The sequence below is a fragment of the Sphingobium sp. AP49 genome (assembly GCF_000281715.2).
Classification (GTDB): Bacteria; Pseudomonadota; Alphaproteobacteria; order Sphingomonadales; family Sphingomonadaceae; genus Sphingobium.
The window spans coordinates 2133487-2149630 of sequence record NZ_CP124576.1 but is presented as its reverse complement, the minus strand read 5'-3'; the positions used below and the strand labels follow the sequence as shown (position 1 = coordinate 2149630).

Genomic DNA, 16144 nt, shown 5'->3' with positions numbered 1-16144 from the left:
CCGTATGTTTGCAAGTTTGCCACGGTGGTGCGGTGACTGACTGAAGCCGTGCTGCTGCCGACCCATTCGAGACGCTGCCCCCGAAAATCCTGCTATCCAGTTGCAGCCCGTCCGCTTTTCGACGCCGCCTTCAACTTCTTAAGGCGCCTGACCGATTTCATTATCACCGCGTAGCAATGGAAGTTGATAGGAGAACCCATCAGGTTCGATTACGTGGACGATGTGTGAACGACCTCAGATCACTTCCCGCAGGCCGCTGGAATAGGCGCAGGCCAAATTCGGGCAAGATCGCGATGAGATGGTCGAATATGTCGGCCTGTATCCCTTCATAGGCGGCCCAGACGGTGGTGTTGGCAAAGGCATAGATTTCCAGCGGCAGTCCATTTTCGCTGGGTGCCAACTGGCGCGCCAGCAGGGTCTGATCAGCACGTATATTGGGATGCGCACGCAGATAGGCCAGGACATAGGCACGAAAGGTGCCGATATTGGTCAGCCGCCGACTGTCTACCCCGTTGTCCGCCGCATGGTCCACATTCCAGCGTAACAGATCATCCTGTTTATCATGTAGATAGTCCTGCAACAAACCAAAGCGCGAGACAGCCCCCAGCCCAAATTCATCGAGAAAACCGACGCTGTTCTGGTCGATCACCAGTGCCCGCATGATCCGGCGGCCACCCGATTCCTGCATCCCGCGCCAGTTGCGAAAACTCTCGCTGATCAGCCTGTGCGTCGGGATGGTGGTGATGGTGCGATCAAAATTCTGGACTTTCACCGTGTGCAGCGCGATATCGATCACGTCGCCATTGGCGTCGAGCTGCGGCATCTCGATCCAGTCGCCCACCCGGATCATGTCGTTGGAGCCGATCTGGACGGATGCGACCAGCGACAGGATCGTGTCCTTGAATACCAGCATCAGCACGGCCGCCATCGCCCCCAGCCCCGACAGCAGCAGGAAGGGCGACTGGTCCATCAGCGCCGCGATCATCAGGATGCTCGCCGCGCCATAGACCAGCAACTTGGCCACCTGGACATAGCCCTTGATCGGCCGGTTCGCGGCGTCAGGGCGGCGCTGATACAGGTCGTTGCCGAGCGTCAGCAGGCCGCTCAAGGCGATGGCCAAGGTCAGGATGATGAAGGCGGAGCACAGGCTGGCGATGAAGCCGGCGAGCCTGACCGGCAGATGCGGGACGGCGGCGACGCCCGACTGGATGATGAGCGCCGGCACGATGTTGGACAGGCGCGCGACTACGGCACCGATATGCGCGGCCTCGACCCGGAACGGCAGATGATCGATCAGCCGCAGCAACAGGGTCAGGACGATACGCTTGGCCACCCAGTTGGCCGCCCAGGCGAATGCGCCAAGCAGCAGCAATCCCGTCACGGCCTGCAACCAGGCGTTGTCGACATAGCCGCGGGTGAGAATCTGAAGGCTGTCCGACGCGATATAGAGCTGGCTGATCATGCGGCGCGCTCCTGCGCGAACGGATCGTCGTGGAGCGATCGACCCGCCGTTTCCGGCATGAAATGTAGCGCAATCAGGCCAATGATGCAGGCCGCCATCATGTAAAAGGCGGGCATGAGTTCATTGCCGGTCGCGCCGATCAGCGCGCTACCGATCGCCGGCGCCGTACCGCCGAACAGCGAAGTTGACAGATTATAGGCGATCGCAAAGCCGGCGAAACGCGCGGCGGTGGGGAACAGCGCCGGGAAGGTCGCCGAGATCGTCGCCAGTTGCGGCACATAGAGCAGGCCGAGCAGGACAAAGCCGATGATCGCGCCGGCAAATCCGGTCGCCATCAGCATGTAGAGCGGCACCACCGCGACCAGAAGGCCGATTAGCGACAGCCGCCACATCGGACGCCGGCCCACCCGATCGGACATATGGCCGGCGATCGGCAGGAAGACCATCATGAAGAGCATGCCGATGATCGGCACCACCAGCGCCTCGTCCGGGGACAGGCCGATGCGGCGCTGCAAATAGGTCGGCATGTAGCTGAGCAGCGTATAGTTGACGACATTGAGCGCCACGACCAGCCCGCCCACGACCAGCATCGGCCGCCTATGATCGCGCAGCAGTCGGGAAAGGGACGGCGATCCGCTGCCTTCGGCCGCCTGCTCGCGAAAGACCGGCGTGTCCTCCATCCTCGATCGCAGATACATGCCGATGAGGCCCATCGGCGCGGCCACCAGGAAGGGAATGCGCCAGCCCCAGGCGTGCATGACCGCATCCCCGAGCAGCAGCGAAAAGCCCAGCATCAGCGCCGCACCGAAGGAGAAGCCGGCGAGCGTGCCGAATTCCAGGAAGCTGCCATAGAAGCCGCGTCGGTCGTCGGGTGCATATTCGGCCATGAAGGTCGCGGCCCCACCATATTCGCCGCCAGTGGAAAAGCCCTGCACCATGCGCAGCAGGATGAGCAGCCCGGGCGCAGCCCATCCAATCTGTGCATAGGAAGGGATGAGGCCGACGGCGAGCGTCGCGCCCGACATCAGCAGGATGGTCAGCGCCAGCACCGACTTGCGCCCCAGCCGGTCACCCAGCGGTCCCCAGAACAGGCCACCAATGGGCCGGACAAGGAAGGAAATAGCGAAGGTCGCCAGCGCGAACAGAACGGCATCGTCCACCTCGCCCGGAAAGAGCGCGGCGGAAATATAGGTCACGCCATAGGCGTAGATGCCATAGTCGAACCATTCGGTGGCATTGCCCAATGTCGATGCAGCGATGGCCCGGCGCAGCGTGGCCTTGTCGGCCTGCACCGGGGCAGCGGGGGTGGCGGAAACTGCGGAAGTGGTCATTGAGTCTGTCCGTCTACGGTATTGGGATCGAGCAGCGACGCCACCGGCGTCGTGCGCGGCACGATCTGGAATTCCTGCTGGTCGGGCACCGGCACGGGCGGGGTGGCCGCCTGGCGCCAGAGACCGAAGGCCAGTGTCGCGCCGGCACACAAGGCGATGAAGAGGAAGAGGCCGCTCGTCGGCGCCAGGCTCATCAGCAGGGCAGCGCCGAGCGGACCGATCGCCGCCCCAACCGAATAAAGCAGCACCAGCCGCCCGCTCGCCGCAACCCGCTCGGTCGCGAGCAGCCGGTCGTTGCAGTGCGCGACGCAGAGCGGATAGAGGGCGAAGCTGAGCCCCCCGAACAGGGCGCCGAGTGCCAGCAACAGCGGGCCGCCCGCCACCAGCATCGCCAGTGCCGAGCAGACCGCCAGCGTCGCGGCAAAGCAGCCGACGATCACCCGGCGCCGGTCGAGCCGGTCCGACAGACGCCCCAGCGGCCATTGCAACGCGACGCCGCCCAGGATGACGATCATCATGAAACTGGCGGTCGCGCCAAGGTCCAGTCCCAGCCGGCGCACATGCACCGCCGCCATGCCATAGAAGGCGCCCAGCATCAGCCCGGTCGCGACCGAGCCGACCGTGCCAAGCGGTGACGCGGCATAGAGGGCGCGGATGGTGAAGGCCTGGGCATCGACCGGCGCGGGCGCGCTGCTGCGCGTCAGGCAGAGCGGGATGATGGCCAGGGAAATGAGGATGGATGCGATCTGGAACGGCACCGCCGGCAAGGCGCCGCTGGCGCCCAGCAGCAATTGCCCGACCGCCTGCCCGGAATAAAGGGCGACCATATAGGCGGCGAGCACGCTGCCGCGCGTTTCCGCCTCGGCCCGATCGTTGAGCCAGCTTTCCAGACAGATGAACACGCCCGCGACGCAGATGCCGTCGATCAGGCGCAGGCACGCCCAGAAGAGCGGATACTGGACCAGCGCATAGGCCAGCGTACTGGCGGACAACAGCGAAACGAAGGCGGCGAAGGCGCGGATATGCCCCACCTGTCGCACGATCGCCCCAGCCCGCAACGCGCCCACCACAAGTCCACCGAAATAGGCGGTGGCGACCGCACCGATCGCCATCGTGCCTGCCCCTGCCCGCTCCAGCCGCAGGCCGGTCAGCGTGGACAGGAAGCCGCTGCCCGCCATCAGCATGAAGATGGCGAGCAGCAGGCTGCGGACGGGGTGAATCGCGGCGAACATGGGGGGTGACCGGGGGCGGATCAGGCCGCGCGCCGATCCTCCGCCGGTTCCGCCCCGTCCTCCACCAGGGCGCGGTGCAGCGCGCCCACGGCGGTCTCATAATGATCGACATCGACGATGAACTGCACGTCGACATTGCGGATCTGGTGCTGCATCGCGACGATCGGCACATGGGCATCGGCCAGCGCCCGCAGGGCGTCGGGCACCAGCCCCGGTCGCGCGATGTCGCTGCCGATGACCGACACGATCGCCACCGGCTGGGCCGATATGGCAGCGTCGGGATAGCGCGCCTGCAAATCCGCGATCACCCGCTTCACCGTCGCCGCATCGGCGGACAGATAATGGGTGATGGTGTTGGCGTTCGACGCCTTGCTGACGATCCAGGCGCCATGGCGGGCCAGCGCGTCCAATATCGCCGCGTCATAGCCTTTCACGCCGACCATATCCTGCTCGAAGAACTGAAGCGCCTGCGCTTGGCGCACGCCGGTGACGATCTCGACGCGCGGCGTGTCGGAGACATAGGCGCCGCAGATCAGCGTCCCGCCATCCTCCCGGTCGAAGGTGTTGCGCACCCGCAGCGGAATGTCGGTCTGGCGCAGCCCCCTGCCCGCGCCGGGATGGATCGCCTCCATGCCCAGATTGGCAAGCTGGTCCGCCACGTCATAATTGGTCCGGCCGATCTTGCGCGCCTTGTCCGTGCCGACCAGGCGCGGGTCCGCACTCGACAGGTGAAACTCCTTGTGGATGATCGCCTCGCGCGCCTTCGTCAGCACGGCAATGCGCGAAAAGGTCATTTCCGAATAGCCGCGCGCATAGAGGCGCACCATGCCCTCGCTGCATCCGGCATAGCCGGTGACGATCGGCAGGGTGGTGGAAAGGTCGATCGGCGCGAACGCCTGGCCGATCCGGTCGTCCAGTTCGCGCATGTCCTGCTGGTCCCACAGGGTCAGGTCGACAAACTGCGCATTGACGCCCCGGTCGCGCAGCAGCAGCGCGGTCGAATGCGCACTATGCGCTTCACCGAGACCCGCCAGCAGTTCGCGCACCGTCACCAGTTGTTCCTTGACGCAGAAGCGACCATGGCTGCGCAGCCGCGCCAGATCGTCAAGACAGGCGGCGACAGCATCGATCCGCATGTCGACAAAGGCATTGGCCTCCGCCAGCCGGTCGGCGCGGACGAACATCGTCGCATTGCGCTCCTGCATGGCGCGGCGCACCGCCTCCATCGCCTGGCGCCAGCCGTCCGCATCCTCGTCCGCCACGAAGCGGGCATAGACACCCGGTTCGCCGCTTTTCTTGTGCTCCAGCAGCAGGTCGGTCATGCCGGCATAGGCCGACACGACGAAGATGCGATGATAGAGGTCCGCGCCCTTTCGGCCGGCGATCAGCACATTGTCGAACAATGTCGCGGTCGCGGCCATGGACGTGCCGCCGATCTTCTCGACGCTATGCAGGCTGCTCATGCCAGCGCCTCCTGCATCAGGGGGCCGGTGATGGGCGTGATGACTGGCGGTTCGCCGCGCGCGGCGATGAAGGCGGGACGCGGCCGATCGACACCAAAGGGCGCCTCCAGCCGGTTGGACACCGCATTATAGACCAGAAAGGCATTGGCGCGCGGGAAGGGCGTGATGTTGCCGTTCGACCCGTGCATGATGTTGCAGTCGAAGATCACCACCGATCCGGGCTTGCCGGTCGGCGCGACGATGCCATGATGATGCGCCAGTTCGGCCAGGCTATCCTCGTCGGGAACGCCATATTCCTGGCGCTTGAGCGACTGGCGATAATGGTCTTCCGGCGTTTCGCCGACGCAGGTCAGATACTGGCGATGCGATCCGGGGATCAGCATCAACGGGCCGTTATGCGGCGTATTTTCCACCAGCAGCACGGACATGGACAGCGCGCGCATGCGCGGCATGCCATCCTCCACATGCCAGGTCTCGAAATCGCTGTGCCAGTAGAATTCCTTGCCCTGGAAACCAGGCTTATAGTTGAGCCGCGACTGGTGGATATAGACATCGTCACCCAGCAGGAAGCGGGCCACGCCGGCCAGGCGGCTGTCCGCCGCCAGCCGCTCGATCACCCGGCTCTGGGCATGGATGCGGAAGATGGAACGGACTTCCTTGCCGCCCGGTTCGGTGATGACCGTTTCGGCTTCCAGTGCATCGGGATCGGCCAGCAGCTTGCGGGCCTCGTGCTGGAGGAAGGCGACTTCCGCGTCGGGGAAGATGTCTTCCAGCACCAGATAGCCGTCGCGCTCGAAGGCTTCGGCCTGGTCGCGGCTGATCGGCGCGCCTGCGCTCCAGTCGGCATGGACGACCGGATCGTGGCGCGGCAAGAATTCCGCCATGTCGGCATGGCGGGACGGGTAGAGGTCTTTCATGGGACTCCCCCTTTTTCAATCTAAGGTAATAAGGGCGTGGCAGGCTCGGGCAGCCCCCAAGCCGGCGTCACGCATCAGTCGGCCAGCGCAGGCTCGCGCGCGGCGCTGGTATCAGCGGGATAGGCGCCATTCTCGTCATGCACTTCCTTGCCGGTGACCGGAGGATTGAAGGTGCAGGCGCACAGGATATCGGTTTCCGGCCGCACGATATGCTGGTCATGGGCATTGAGCGCATACATGACGCCGGGCGCCAGCTGATGGGTGATGCCGGTGCCCAGATCCTCGATCGTGCCCGTGCCCTTGAGCACCAGCACCGCCTCCAGATGGTTCTGGTAGTGCATGTGCAATTCCTCGCCCGCGTACATGGTGGTGACGTGGAAGGAAAAGCCCATATTGTCGTCCTTCAGCAGAAGGCGGGCACTTTCCCAACCCTTGGACTTCACATTGCGGTCGGACTTGCGGATGTCCTGAAGCTTGCGAACGATCATGTCTGAAATCTCCTCTTATTCTGCAGCGACGCCATAGGTGACGGTCAGCGCGGACCGGATGCTCTCCTCAAGAATGTCGAGGCCGGCCGACAGCACGGCGTCCTCGATCACGAGGGGCGCCAGCACCTTGACGATCTCGTCATGCGCACCGCTGGTTTCGATGATGAGCCCCTGCGCAAAGCAGGCGGCGGTGATGGTTTGCGCGATTTCGCCCGATCCGACGTCGATGCCGCGCATCATGCCGCGGCCGCGCGTCGACAGGCCATGTTCGGCCGCCATCGCGTCCAGCCGCCGTTCCAGCAGCGCGCCGCGACGGGCGATATCCTGTTCGAACTGCGCATCGCCCCAGAAATGGCGCAGCGCAGCGGTGGCGGTGACGAAGGCATGGTTATTGCCCCGGAAGGTGCCATTATGTTCGCCCGGTGCCCATTGATCCAGTTCCGGACGGAACAGGGTGAGCGCGAAGGGCAGGCCCATGCCCGACAGCGACTTCGCCATGGTGACGATGTCGGGGGTGAAACCCATGCCTTCGAAGCTGAAGAAATTGCCGGTACGGCCACAGCCGGCCTGGATGTCGTCAACGATCATCAGCGCGCCATGGCGCCTGGCGATCTCGGCGATCCGGCGCAGCCATTGCGGCGAGGCGGCATTGAGGCCGCCTTCCCCCTGCACCGTTTCCACCAGGATGGCGGCCGGCGCGTCGAGACCGCTCGACGGATCGGACAGGCGCCGCTCCAGCAGGTCGGCGGTATCGACATCGGGACCATGATAACCGTCATAGGGTTCATGGGCGACATGGCTCAGCGGCACGCCCGCGCCGCCGCGCTTGGCGGCATTGCCGGTGCAGGCGAGCGCGCCCAGCGTCATGCCGTGGAAGCCGTTGGTGAAGGCGATCACCAGTTCGCGGCCAGTGATCTTGCGCGCCAGCTTGATCGCGGCCTCGACCGCATTGGTACCGGTCGGCCCGGTGAACATGGCGCGATAATCAAGCCCGCGGGGACGCAGGATCACATCCTCCAGCGTGACAAGGAAGTCGGCCTTGGCATCGGTGTGCAGGTCGAGGCCATGGGTGATGCCGTCGCCGGCGATATAGTCGACCAGCGCAGCCTTCAGGACCGAGTGATTGTGGCCATAGTTGAGCGTGGAGCAACCCGACAGGAAGTCGAGATAGCGGCCGCCCTGATTGTCGTGCATCCACACGCCTTCCGCGCGGTTGAACTGGCGCGGCATGGCGCGGGCATAGCTGCGCACGGCGGACTCGCGCCGCTCATAAATGGCCGTGTCGGGCATGGCGCTGGTGGGTTTGGGCTGGGTCGTGACGGTCATTCTTTTCAATCTCTCTCAACTCTGCGCCGGGGTCGGCAGTGGGCCGATGCGCGCCTGCCATTCGGTGGCGTGGGCGCTGGCAAAATGGGCCTGTTCTTCAAAGCGGGCGGTCTTTTCGATCCGAACGCCCCACCGCCGCGCCAGCCCCTGAAACAAGGCCCAGGATGCGCGATTATCGTCGGTGATGGTCGTCGTCAGATGAGTGACGCCGGCCTGCTCGGGCCGGGCCAGCAGCGCCTCGATCATGCGCCCGGCAAGGCGCTGGCCGCGCGCGGCGGACGACACCGCGACCTGCCACACGAAGAAATTGTCGGGCGCTGCCGGCGGGCGATAGCCCGATACCCAGCCGACCACTTCACCACCCCGCTCCGCAACGACGCAGCTGTCGGAAAAGTCGGTGCATTGCAGCAGGTTGCAATAGGCCGAATTGGGATCGAGCGGCGGACAGGCCGCGATCAATCCGCTGATGGCCGGCCCGTCCGTGGCGACGGGCTTGCGTAAGACGATGTCCTGCCCCTCGCCCGATCGAGAGCGCGCAGAAGCCCGTGGCGGCGAAGCTGCCGCTGTAGCTTGGGAATCGAAGATTATTCATCTCCCGAATTATATTTTACTCGGAGAAGCAGATTCTCCGGCGAGACGGGCGGTTATATGCCGATCATCAGCGCCATCTTCAACCCCAAAGCCGAAATTATATTTTATATGATGAAGTATATAATGAGGAATTTTTGGCCCCGTTGGCGCTTTGCGGGACTTCGCGCTATGCGCCTTCCCATGGATTCCGAAATCGCCTCCCTGACCCTGCGCGCGCTGCGCCGCATCCTGCGCGCGACCGAAATCGGCAGCCGTCAGCTGGCGACGACGACCGGGCTCACGCCATCGCAATTGCTGGTGCTGCGGGAAATCGACACGCGCCTGTCCGTCACCCCCTCCGCCGTGGCGCAGGCGTTGCAATTCAGCCAGGCGACGATCACCGCGATCGTCGACCGGCTGGTCGCGCTCGGCTTCGTCCAGCGCCAGCGCGGCGAACGCGACAAGCGCCAGATCAACCTGACCCTGCTGCCCGCCGGCCGCGACGCCCTGGCCGACGCCCCCGACCCGTTGCAGAAGCGCTTCACCGATCGCTTCGACGCTCTCCCCACCTGGGAACAGGCCATGATCCTCGCCGCGACGGAAAGGCTGGCCGTGCTGATGGACGCAGATTGGATCGACGCCGCACCGCTGCTCGACAGCGGCCGGATCGACCGCTCCCAGCCACTTTGACGACCCTTATGAGACTCTCAGCCATCAATTTTCGTCGCCCAGTTCCGGACGTTCCGGTTCAACGGCTCTCGACCAACGTCGGCCATTCGAATCATCTCCCGTCAACGCCGGGTCCTGACAAAATTGGTTCTATCAAAGAAACCCGGATCGCATGAAAATTTGGGAATCAGAAATTTGCGGCAATGATCTGTTGGTTGATGTTGCCAAAAACGGATCTGTTGTTCCCAGCTACGCCGAGCGAAACGTGATCACCGAAGCTCAGGAAGGGGGTTTGAGGTTCACCTTTTTCGATCATCTCGATGGCGCGTCGTTCCGACACGCAGCAGGAACCAACCTCTTCAAAATTGGCGTTTGATACCGTTCCAGAGCCAAGGATGGTTCCAGCGACCAGATCGCGGGTGCGGGCGGCGTGGGCGACCAGTTCATGGAAGCCGAACGCCATTTCGCCGCCATGGGGATTTCCGAACCAGACATCGTTGACGTGCACCTGCAGCGGCAGATGGACGCGACCGTCCTGCCATGCGTCGCCCAGTTCATCGGGCGTGACCGCAAAGGGCGCGACAGAGCAGGCGGGCTTGGCCTGGACCCAGCCAAACCCGGTCTTCATCTCGATCGGTGCGATCGCGCGCAGCGACCAGTCGTTGATGAGCAGGACCAGCTTGATATGGGGCAGAGCGTCCTGCGCGCTGGTGCCCATCGGCACGGCATCGGTAATGATGCCGAACTCGCCCTCGAAATCGATGCCGTCAGCTTCGCTGGGAAGTACCACATCCTGCGTTCCGGACAGGAAGCGGTCGGACAGGCCCTGATACATGAGCGGCCGGTCGGTCTCGATCGGCGGCAGGTTGAACGCCTTCTGCATCAGTTCGCCATGCTGCGGGAAAGCGGAACCATCGAGCCATTGCCAGGCACGAGGCAGAGGCGCGAGCAGGCGGCTTTCGTCCAGCACATCGCCGTCCCCCTGTTCCAGTCGGTCGGCAAGCTGGCGCAGCGCCGGCTCGACGCTGTCCCATTGCTCGATCGCCTGCTGCAGCGTGTTCGTAATGCCCACTGCAGACAGGTAACGACAGGCATCGCGGGAGACGAGGATCAGGCAGCCGTCCGGCTGACCATTGCTGAGAGTGGCGAGGCGCATCTCTATTCCTCGAAGATTGCGACCGCGCGGGTCCAGCCGGCTGACGCGCCCTTGATCTTGTGCGGGAAGCAGCTGACCATGAAGCCATAGCCGGGCAGGCTTTCCAGATTGTGCAGCTTTTCCAGGTGGCAATAGCCGATGTCGCGGCCGGCCTTGTGCCCTTCCCAGATCAGTGAGGTGTCGCCGGTCTCCTTGACCTTCTGCGCAGTGTAGCTGAACGGCGCATCCCAGGACCAGGCATCGGTGCCGGTGACGCGCACGCCCCGCTCGGTCAGATAGATGGTCGCCTCATAGCCCATGCCGCAGCCGCGATTGACAAAGTCGGGCTGCCCCAGCGCCGTGCCGGCGGCCGTGTTGACCAGGACGATGTCGAGCGGCTGGAGGCTGTGGCCGAGACGGGCCAGTTCGGCCTCGACATCGGCTGCGGTGGCGACATAGCCATCGGGGAAATGGCGGAAGTCGAGCTTCACGCCGGGCTGGAAACACCATTCCAGCGGCACTTCGTCGATCGTGATCGAGCGTTGCGGTTCGCCGTCGCGGCCATCCATGGTGGGATGGAAATGATAGGGCGCGTCCAGATGCGTGCCGTTATGGGTCGTGAGCGTCACCCATTCCGCGGCGGCGAAACCCGCGCCATCAGGCGTGTCTTCCGCCGTCACGCCAGGGAAAAAATGCTGGAGCTCGGCGACGGTTTCACCATGCGCCTGATAGGTTATTTTGGGCCGAAGAAACGGCGGATCGGAAACCACATCATTGTCGAGCGTGATCGACAGATCGACGAAACGGCGGGTCATCGGGGCATTCCTTGAAATACGGGATATGATGAAATCATGCGGCCAAAGCCGCGCGAAGAGCGGGAGGCGTGACGATCAGGGCGAGAATGGCACCATAGGTCGTCTTGAAGAGCAGAGCAGGGATTGGGGCGATCGTCGCCATACCCGTCATCCAGACCAATCCGGCAACCAAAGCTGTGCCGATGCTAGCCGATAATCCCGCCAGGATTAGTGCGCGCACCAGCAGATTGCGCGGAAGGACCGAGCGATGAGGACCAGGCGCCAGCGTCCCATTTTTGAGCTTTTGTCGGGCGAGCGCACCAGGAATGAGAACGCTCATCAAGGCGATCATGAAGCTCTGCGGAAGAAAATCGAACACCCATTGCCCGACGCCCCAGCTTTCCACCGGCCGGCCGATTCCGAACACCGCAAAGAAGATCACCAGCGACAACAAGGCGTTGATTGCCATGCTGATGCGCGTCTCCCTGCGGATATAGGCGTTGATGACCGCAACCTCTGTCATTATCGGGCGTGCTCACCCAGCGTCTCGGCGAACCAGTCCGAGATGAGGTCGCGGCCATAGGCCATATTGTCGGCGCCGACATGCTCGACGCCGCCTTCTCGCGCAGTGAAAATGACCTTCTCACGGCGAGGTGAATTGATCAGCTGATCATAGAGATCATCTGCGTAGGAGACGCTGATCTGCCGATCGTCTCCGCCATGGGTGACGAGGAATGGCACCTCAATGCGGTCCATATGGCCATTGAGATTCATGGCTTGCGATTTCGCCAGGAAGTCCTCCTGATCGCTGGCACCGAACGCCCAATGGACATGCGCCCAATAATGGGGAACCGGATTCTCCCCTTCGCGAGACATGCGCTTGTCCTGCACCTCACGCCAATTATGGTTGGCCCCCCAGACCGCGCCACTGGCAAAGCGCGGCTCATAGGCGACCGCGCGTGGCGCAAAATGCCCCCCCAGCGAGATGCCGGTCATGCCGATCGCTTTTGGGTCGACTTCGGGCTGTTGCTCGAGCCAGTCGACGGCCTTGCTGGCCCAGCTTTCGCTATGCGGATCGACAGGCAGACCTTGCAGTCGCAGCGCCTCGCCCGATCCGGGCTGATCCACACATAGGGTAGATATGCCCCGGCGAGCCAGTTCTTCCGGGAGCCGGCTCCAGTAAAGCAACTCCTTGCAGCTATCGAGCCCATTGCAGAACACCACTACCGGCTTCCTGCCGTCCCCGGGCGCACGGGTGAAAAGCGCAGGCATGGTTCCGGTCTCGAGCGGAATTTCCACCCGCTCGCGATTGATCTGGCCAAGCGCGGTCGACCGGTCGAAGGCCGCTCGCGCCTTGGCATAGGTCGCCTCGCGTCCGGGCGCGCCATGACCCTGCATCCGTTCGGCCGTGATCAGATAGAGCGATGCCCGCTCCAGCTTGTTCGAGGCGGAGAAATAGCGCCCTTTGGCTTCATCTTCTCCCGCTAGTTCCAGCAGCTTGTCGCCCATCGCCGCCCAGGCCTTCATGAACTGGGGCGTGCCGGCGTCGGCGCCGCTATTGGCAGCATCCCGGATCGGCTGACACATGTCGATGATTTCGCCGAGTTGGGCGCCCGACTCCATCGCGATCGAAATCGAGAGATTCCAGATATAGTTGGGGAAATATTCGAACAGCGCCATGGTTCAGGCCTCTACCGGCTGGAAGAGGCCCTTGTCGGCCTCGGGATGTGGCATGGTCTGAGGACCGCCGGTGCCGATGCCCCACTGATCCATCACCTTGGGGCCGGGCACATGGACCTGTGGCTCATGTGACTCGAAATCGACATCCTCCAGTTCAGAAGTGTATTCGACGGCGAAGCCGGTGGGCGTCGTGAAATAGCTGAAGGTGTTGTTGCCCGCAGTGTGCCGGCCCGGACCCCAACGAATGTCGGTGCCCTTCTGGCGCAGTCGGTTGATGCCGACCATCATGTCGTCGACGCTCAGCATGTCGTAGGCGACATGGTTGAGACAGGGAGGCCCCGGGAGGATGGCCAGCCGGTGATGAGCTGCATTGCAGCGCAGGAAGCACATGAAGTCGCCCAGCCAGTCGCTGATCTTGAACCCCAACACGTCGACGAAGAAGCGGACCAGAGCTTGATGATCGGGCGAATGGAGGACGATGTGACTGATTTTCTGTGGGATGCCGTCCCAACGGCTGAGCGTTCGTGCGGTACGCCGCTCGACATCACTGGAAATCTCGAATGGCAGGCCGTCTAGCGAGAAGAAGCGAAAACCATAGCCGCCCGCGAATGTGGCTAGGTTGCGAGGTGGAAAGATAATCCGGCAGCCTGCGGCGACCACCTTGCCATGAAGCGCATCGACATCGGCCTGGCTTTCAGCGGCAAGAGCGATCACGTCAACGCGACGATCTTCATTCTCGCGCAGGCGCACGACATAGGCCTCTTCGCCGCCATCGGCCGCAAAATGGACCATGCCATCCTGCTCGCCTACGTCGACCAGCTTCCACTGATCGGCGTAAAAGGTCCGCTCGGTGGCCAGGTCGGGCACGCCGTAGCCGACATAGCGAATTTCAGAAACGCGGCTCATCAGATAACTCCTTGGGTAAAAGCATGGGAGGCGGACTGCCGCCTCAGATCGGCTCGGCGATCATCTCGAACATTTCATGGGTGGCGGCCGCGTTATCGACAGGCGGCCCCTTGCCGATCTGACCGTGGCAGATGGCGAGGCTGGCCCGAACGATATAGGCGCACCGCTCGAACCGGCGGGCATGATAGGCTTCAAAAACGCTCTCCAGATCATCATGTTTGGAGAGTTCATCGGCCAGGACCAGGCTGTCTTCGATCGCCATACCCGCGCCCTGCCCCAGATGCGGCGTGGTCGCGTGGACTGCGTCTCCCAGCAGGACGATCCTGCCCTTGTGCCATGGCCCTTCGACCAGCAGGCCTTCGAGCGGGCGATAGACTACAGCGCTATCTTGTGTGATCTCTTGCGCCAGCGCCTGAATGGCTGGCGCGGTCCCCGAAAGCTTGGCACGCATGACCGCTGCCAGCCCCTCGAGCGGATAGCGCGGATTGTCGGGCTCGGGCGTGGTCGCATACATGTACATGAGCGCGTCCGAGATGGGCACGAGACCAACGCCGATTGGGCCGTTATAGACTTGCAGCGCATCCAGCCCTGCGGGGCGCGCGAAATTGTAACGCCATACCGACTGGCCGGTGAACTGGGGCTTGGGGGCATCGGGAAAAATGAGGTCGCGCGTCTGCGAATAGACTCCGTCCGCGCCCACAACCAGGTCGTAGCGCTCGCTGCTGCCATCGGAGAAATCGACAGTCACGCAGTCGGCTCCGTCGACGATGCGCTCGGCTGTTACGCCCAGACGGACGGTCGCGCCGCTGGACAGCGTACGGTCGCCCAGCACCTTGTGGAGAGCTGGGCGACCGATGCCGACATTGGCGGGCTTCCCTTCGACCAGCCGGGGCGAGGGCACGCGGGCAATCTTCGTCCCGTTGGGAAGGAATATCTCGATCGCGTCGAAGCCGACTCCGGCAGACAGATAATCGTCCAGCAGGCCAAGTTGCGCCATCGCGCGAACGACGTTGGACTGCTGGATGATGCCGACGCCATAGACAGACCAGTCGGGATCCCGCTCGATCACATCTACCTGGTGCCCCTTGGCGCGGAGAGCAATCGCAGCCGTCAGGCCCCCGATACCACCGCCAATGACCAATATGCGCTGCGCTTCCAAGCGTTCCTCTCCTCAAATCTGTTATGGGAGAAGTGTAGGCCGCGCTTTTGAATATCAAAATTCGATTGTTTGGATCGAAATTTATCCATCTTGTGGATGGGAGGCTATACGGCGCAATTGATCACGAAGCCAGCTGAGCCCTTCGTCAGCTGCGCGCGTCTGATGGAACTGGACAAGTTCCTGCATCACAGGGAAGGCAAAAGGCAATGGCATCGACGTAAGCGGAAATAAGCGCATGGCCGCCCGCGCCAGCCGCTCATGCATGACTGCCAGGCGCTGGGTTCCCACTAATAGCCAAGGAACGGTTGTGAAGGACGAGGTCGATATCTCGATCCGGCGATGCTTGCCCATCAGCGCCAGATGTCGATCGGCAAAGGCGATATTGGACCGGGAACCAATGGCGACGCCAACATGGCCTGCTCCCAGAAATTTCGCTTCGTCGATGGGAGCCTGAAGCAACGGGTTCTCGTCCCATCCCACCACCACATGCTCTTCCTCGAACAGCAATTCCGTCGGGTGATCGGCGGAGAGAAATTCGCGCGGGCTGATCATCAGATCCGCCTTTCCATCCCCGATCAGTTCGGGGCTGTGCTGATCGGGCGAGATCAGCTGCAGCCTCACGCCAGGCGCCAGGCTGGACAGGTCCGCCATCAAGGGCGCCACGAGCGCCGTGATCACATAGTCGGACGCAATGACCTTGAAGGTTCGTTGCGAAACAGCCGGGTCAAAGGAGGCCGATGTCGCAAGGAGGGTCTCAATCCCGCCGAGGCATTCACGCACCAGCGGCGCGAGACTTTCTGCAAAGGCGGTCGGATACATGCGTTTGCCATGGGTCACCAGCAGGGGATCACCGAAATAGTCGCGCAGCCGGGCTAGGGCAGCACTCATCGCGGGCTGGCTCAGATGCATCTGCCGCGCCGCGCCGGACACCGAATGCGTCTGCATGAGCCCTTCGAAGACAGCCAGAAGATTGAGGTCGAGGCCGCGGAAACGCATGATCCATCCATTTCAT

16 protein-coding genes are annotated in these 16144 nt (G+C 63.1%); 1 reads left to right on the top strand and 15 read right to left on the bottom strand.

The annotated features are described in order from the left end of the window. Positions 1-199: 199 nt before the first annotated feature. The 8 genes from PMI04_RS10540 to ectA form a co-directional block, all read right to left on the bottom strand. A complete protein-coding gene (locus PMI04_RS10540; RefSeq protein WP_007712261.1) occupies positions 200-1462 on the bottom strand; it encodes a mechanosensitive ion channel family protein in 1263 nt (420 codons plus the stop codon). Beyond that, a complete protein-coding gene (locus tag PMI04_RS10535) occupies positions 1459-2793 on the bottom strand; it encodes an MFS transporter (protein WP_007712258.1) in 1335 nt (444 codons plus the stop codon). The genes PMI04_RS10540 and PMI04_RS10535 overlap by 4 nt, the downstream gene beginning before the upstream one ends. Beyond that, complete coding sequence (locus tag PMI04_RS10530) at positions 2790-4025, bottom strand: MFS transporter (RefSeq protein WP_007712256.1); 1236 nt, start codon at positions 4023-4025, stop codon at positions 2790-2792. The genes PMI04_RS10535 and PMI04_RS10530 overlap by 4 nt, the downstream gene beginning before the upstream one ends. Before the next feature lie 20 nt (positions 4026-4045). Further along, positions 4046-5488: an aspartate kinase gene (locus tag PMI04_RS10525; protein ID WP_007712255.1), complete on the bottom strand. Its 1443-nt coding sequence runs from the start codon at positions 5486-5488 to the stop codon at positions 4046-4048. After that, complete coding sequence (gene thpD / locus PMI04_RS10520) at positions 5485-6405, bottom strand: ectoine hydroxylase (RefSeq protein WP_007712253.1); 921 nt, start codon at positions 6403-6405, stop codon at positions 5485-5487. The genes PMI04_RS10525 and thpD overlap by 4 nt, the downstream gene beginning before the upstream one ends. Before the next feature lie 74 nt (positions 6406-6479). Then, positions 6480-6893 (bottom strand): ectoine synthase, encoded by a 414-nt coding sequence (locus PMI04_RS10515; RefSeq protein WP_007712251.1) that lies wholly within the window; start codon positions 6891-6893, stop codon positions 6480-6482. A gap of 15 nt (positions 6894-6908) precedes the next feature. Then, positions 6909-8219 carry a diaminobutyrate--2-oxoglutarate transaminase gene (gene ectB / locus PMI04_RS10510; RefSeq protein ID WP_007712249.1) on the bottom strand — a complete coding sequence of 437 codons (1311 nt, stop codon included), beginning with the start codon at positions 8217-8219 and terminating at the stop codon, positions 6909-6911. A 15-nt stretch (positions 8220-8234) separates the two neighbouring features. Then, positions 8235-8726, bottom strand: a complete 492-nt coding sequence (gene ectA, locus PMI04_RS10505; protein ID WP_081491032.1) for a diaminobutyrate acetyltransferase — start codon at positions 8724-8726, stop codon at positions 8235-8237. Positions 8727-8867: 141 nt separating this feature from the next. Between ectA and PMI04_RS10500 the strand changes: the two genes are divergently transcribed. Continuing rightward, positions 8868-9479, top strand: a complete 612-nt coding sequence (locus PMI04_RS10500; protein WP_037486819.1) for a MarR family transcriptional regulator — start codon at positions 8868-8870, stop codon at positions 9477-9479. Between the two features lie 166 nt (positions 9480-9645). Here the strand turns inward: PMI04_RS10500 and PMI04_RS10495 are convergent, their stop codons facing one another. The 7 genes from PMI04_RS10495 to PMI04_RS10465 form a co-directional block, all read right to left on the bottom strand. After that, complete coding sequence (locus tag PMI04_RS10495; RefSeq protein ID WP_007712234.1) at positions 9646-10614, bottom strand: fumarylacetoacetate hydrolase family protein; 969 nt, start codon at positions 10612-10614, stop codon at positions 9646-9648. Between the two features lie 2 nt (positions 10615-10616). Next, positions 10617-11408, bottom strand: a complete 792-nt coding sequence (locus tag PMI04_RS10490; RefSeq protein ID WP_007712231.1) for a cyclase family protein — start codon at positions 11406-11408, stop codon at positions 10617-10619. A gap of 34 nt (positions 11409-11442) precedes the next feature. Beyond that, the gene (locus PMI04_RS10485) at positions 11443-11856 is read right to left on the bottom strand and encodes a hypothetical protein (RefSeq protein ID WP_238535953.1); all 414 of its coding nucleotides are present in this window, start codon (positions 11854-11856) and stop codon (positions 11443-11445) included. A gap of 53 nt (positions 11857-11909) precedes the next feature. Continuing rightward, positions 11910-13067 (bottom strand): alpha/beta fold hydrolase, encoded by a 1158-nt coding sequence (locus tag PMI04_RS10480; protein ID WP_007712225.1) that lies wholly within the window; start codon positions 13065-13067, stop codon positions 11910-11912. 3 nt (positions 13068-13070) lie between these two features. Next, positions 13071-13973 (bottom strand): VOC family protein, encoded by a 903-nt coding sequence (locus PMI04_RS10475; RefSeq protein WP_007712222.1) that lies wholly within the window; start codon positions 13971-13973, stop codon positions 13071-13073. A gap of 43 nt (positions 13974-14016) precedes the next feature. Next, positions 14017-15132, bottom strand: a complete 1116-nt coding sequence (locus PMI04_RS10470) for an FAD-dependent oxidoreductase (protein WP_007712217.1) — start codon at positions 15130-15132, stop codon at positions 14017-14019. Between the two features lie 81 nt (positions 15133-15213). After that, positions 15214-16128, bottom strand: a complete 915-nt coding sequence (locus PMI04_RS10465; RefSeq protein WP_007712215.1) for a LysR family transcriptional regulator — start codon at positions 16126-16128, stop codon at positions 15214-15216. Positions 16129-16144 lie beyond the last annotated feature (16 nt).

What these genes read in the sequence shown, in the direction of transcription:
- PMI04_RS10515 (WP_007712251.1), bottom strand. Translation starts at nt 6,893, where the DNA reads ATGATCGTTCGCAAGCTTCAGGACATCCGCAAGTCCGACCGCAATGTG.
- PMI04_RS10530 (WP_007712256.1), bottom strand. Translation starts at nt 4,025, where the DNA reads ATGTTCGCCGCGATTCACCCCGTCCGCAGCCTGCTGCTCGCCATCTTC.
- PMI04_RS10475 (WP_007712222.1), bottom strand. Translation starts at nt 13,973, where the DNA reads ATGAGCCGCGTTTCTGAAATTCGCTATGTCGGCTACGGCGTGCCCGAC.
- PMI04_RS10490 (WP_007712231.1), bottom strand. Translation starts at nt 11,408, where the DNA reads ATGACCCGCCGTTTCGTCGATCTGTCGATCACGCTCGACAATGATGTG.
- PMI04_RS10500 (WP_037486819.1), top strand. Translation starts at nt 8,868, where the DNA reads ATGCCGATCATCAGCGCCATCTTCAACCCCAAAGCCGAAATTATATTT.
- PMI04_RS10480 (WP_007712225.1), bottom strand. Translation starts at nt 13,067, where the DNA reads ATGGCGCTGTTCGAATATTTCCCCAACTATATCTGGAATCTCTCGATT.
- thpD (WP_007712253.1), bottom strand. Translation starts at nt 6,405, where the DNA reads ATGAAAGACCTCTACCCGTCCCGCCATGCCGACATGGCGGAATTCTTG.
- PMI04_RS10525 (WP_007712255.1), bottom strand. Translation starts at nt 5,488, where the DNA reads ATGAGCAGCCTGCATAGCGTCGAGAAGATCGGCGGCACGTCCATGGCC.
- PMI04_RS10535 (WP_007712258.1), bottom strand. Translation starts at nt 2,793, where the DNA reads ATGACCACTTCCGCAGTTTCCGCCACCCCCGCTGCCCCGGTGCAGGCC.
- PMI04_RS10465 (WP_007712215.1), bottom strand. Translation starts at nt 16,128, where the DNA reads ATGCGTTTCCGCGGCCTCGACCTCAATCTTCTGGCTGTCTTCGAAGGG.
- PMI04_RS10495 (WP_007712234.1), bottom strand. Translation starts at nt 10,614, where the DNA reads ATGCGCCTCGCCACTCTCAGCAATGGTCAGCCGGACGGCTGCCTGATC.
- PMI04_RS10485 (WP_238535953.1), bottom strand. Translation starts at nt 11,856, where the DNA reads ATGGCAATCAACGCCTTGTTGTCGCTGGTGATCTTCTTTGCGGTGTTC.
- ectB (WP_007712249.1), bottom strand. Translation starts at nt 8,219, where the DNA reads ATGACCGTCACGACCCAGCCCAAACCCACCAGCGCCATGCCCGACACG.
- PMI04_RS10540 (WP_007712261.1), bottom strand. Translation starts at nt 1,462, where the DNA reads ATGATCAGCCAGCTCTATATCGCGTCGGACAGCCTTCAGATTCTCACC.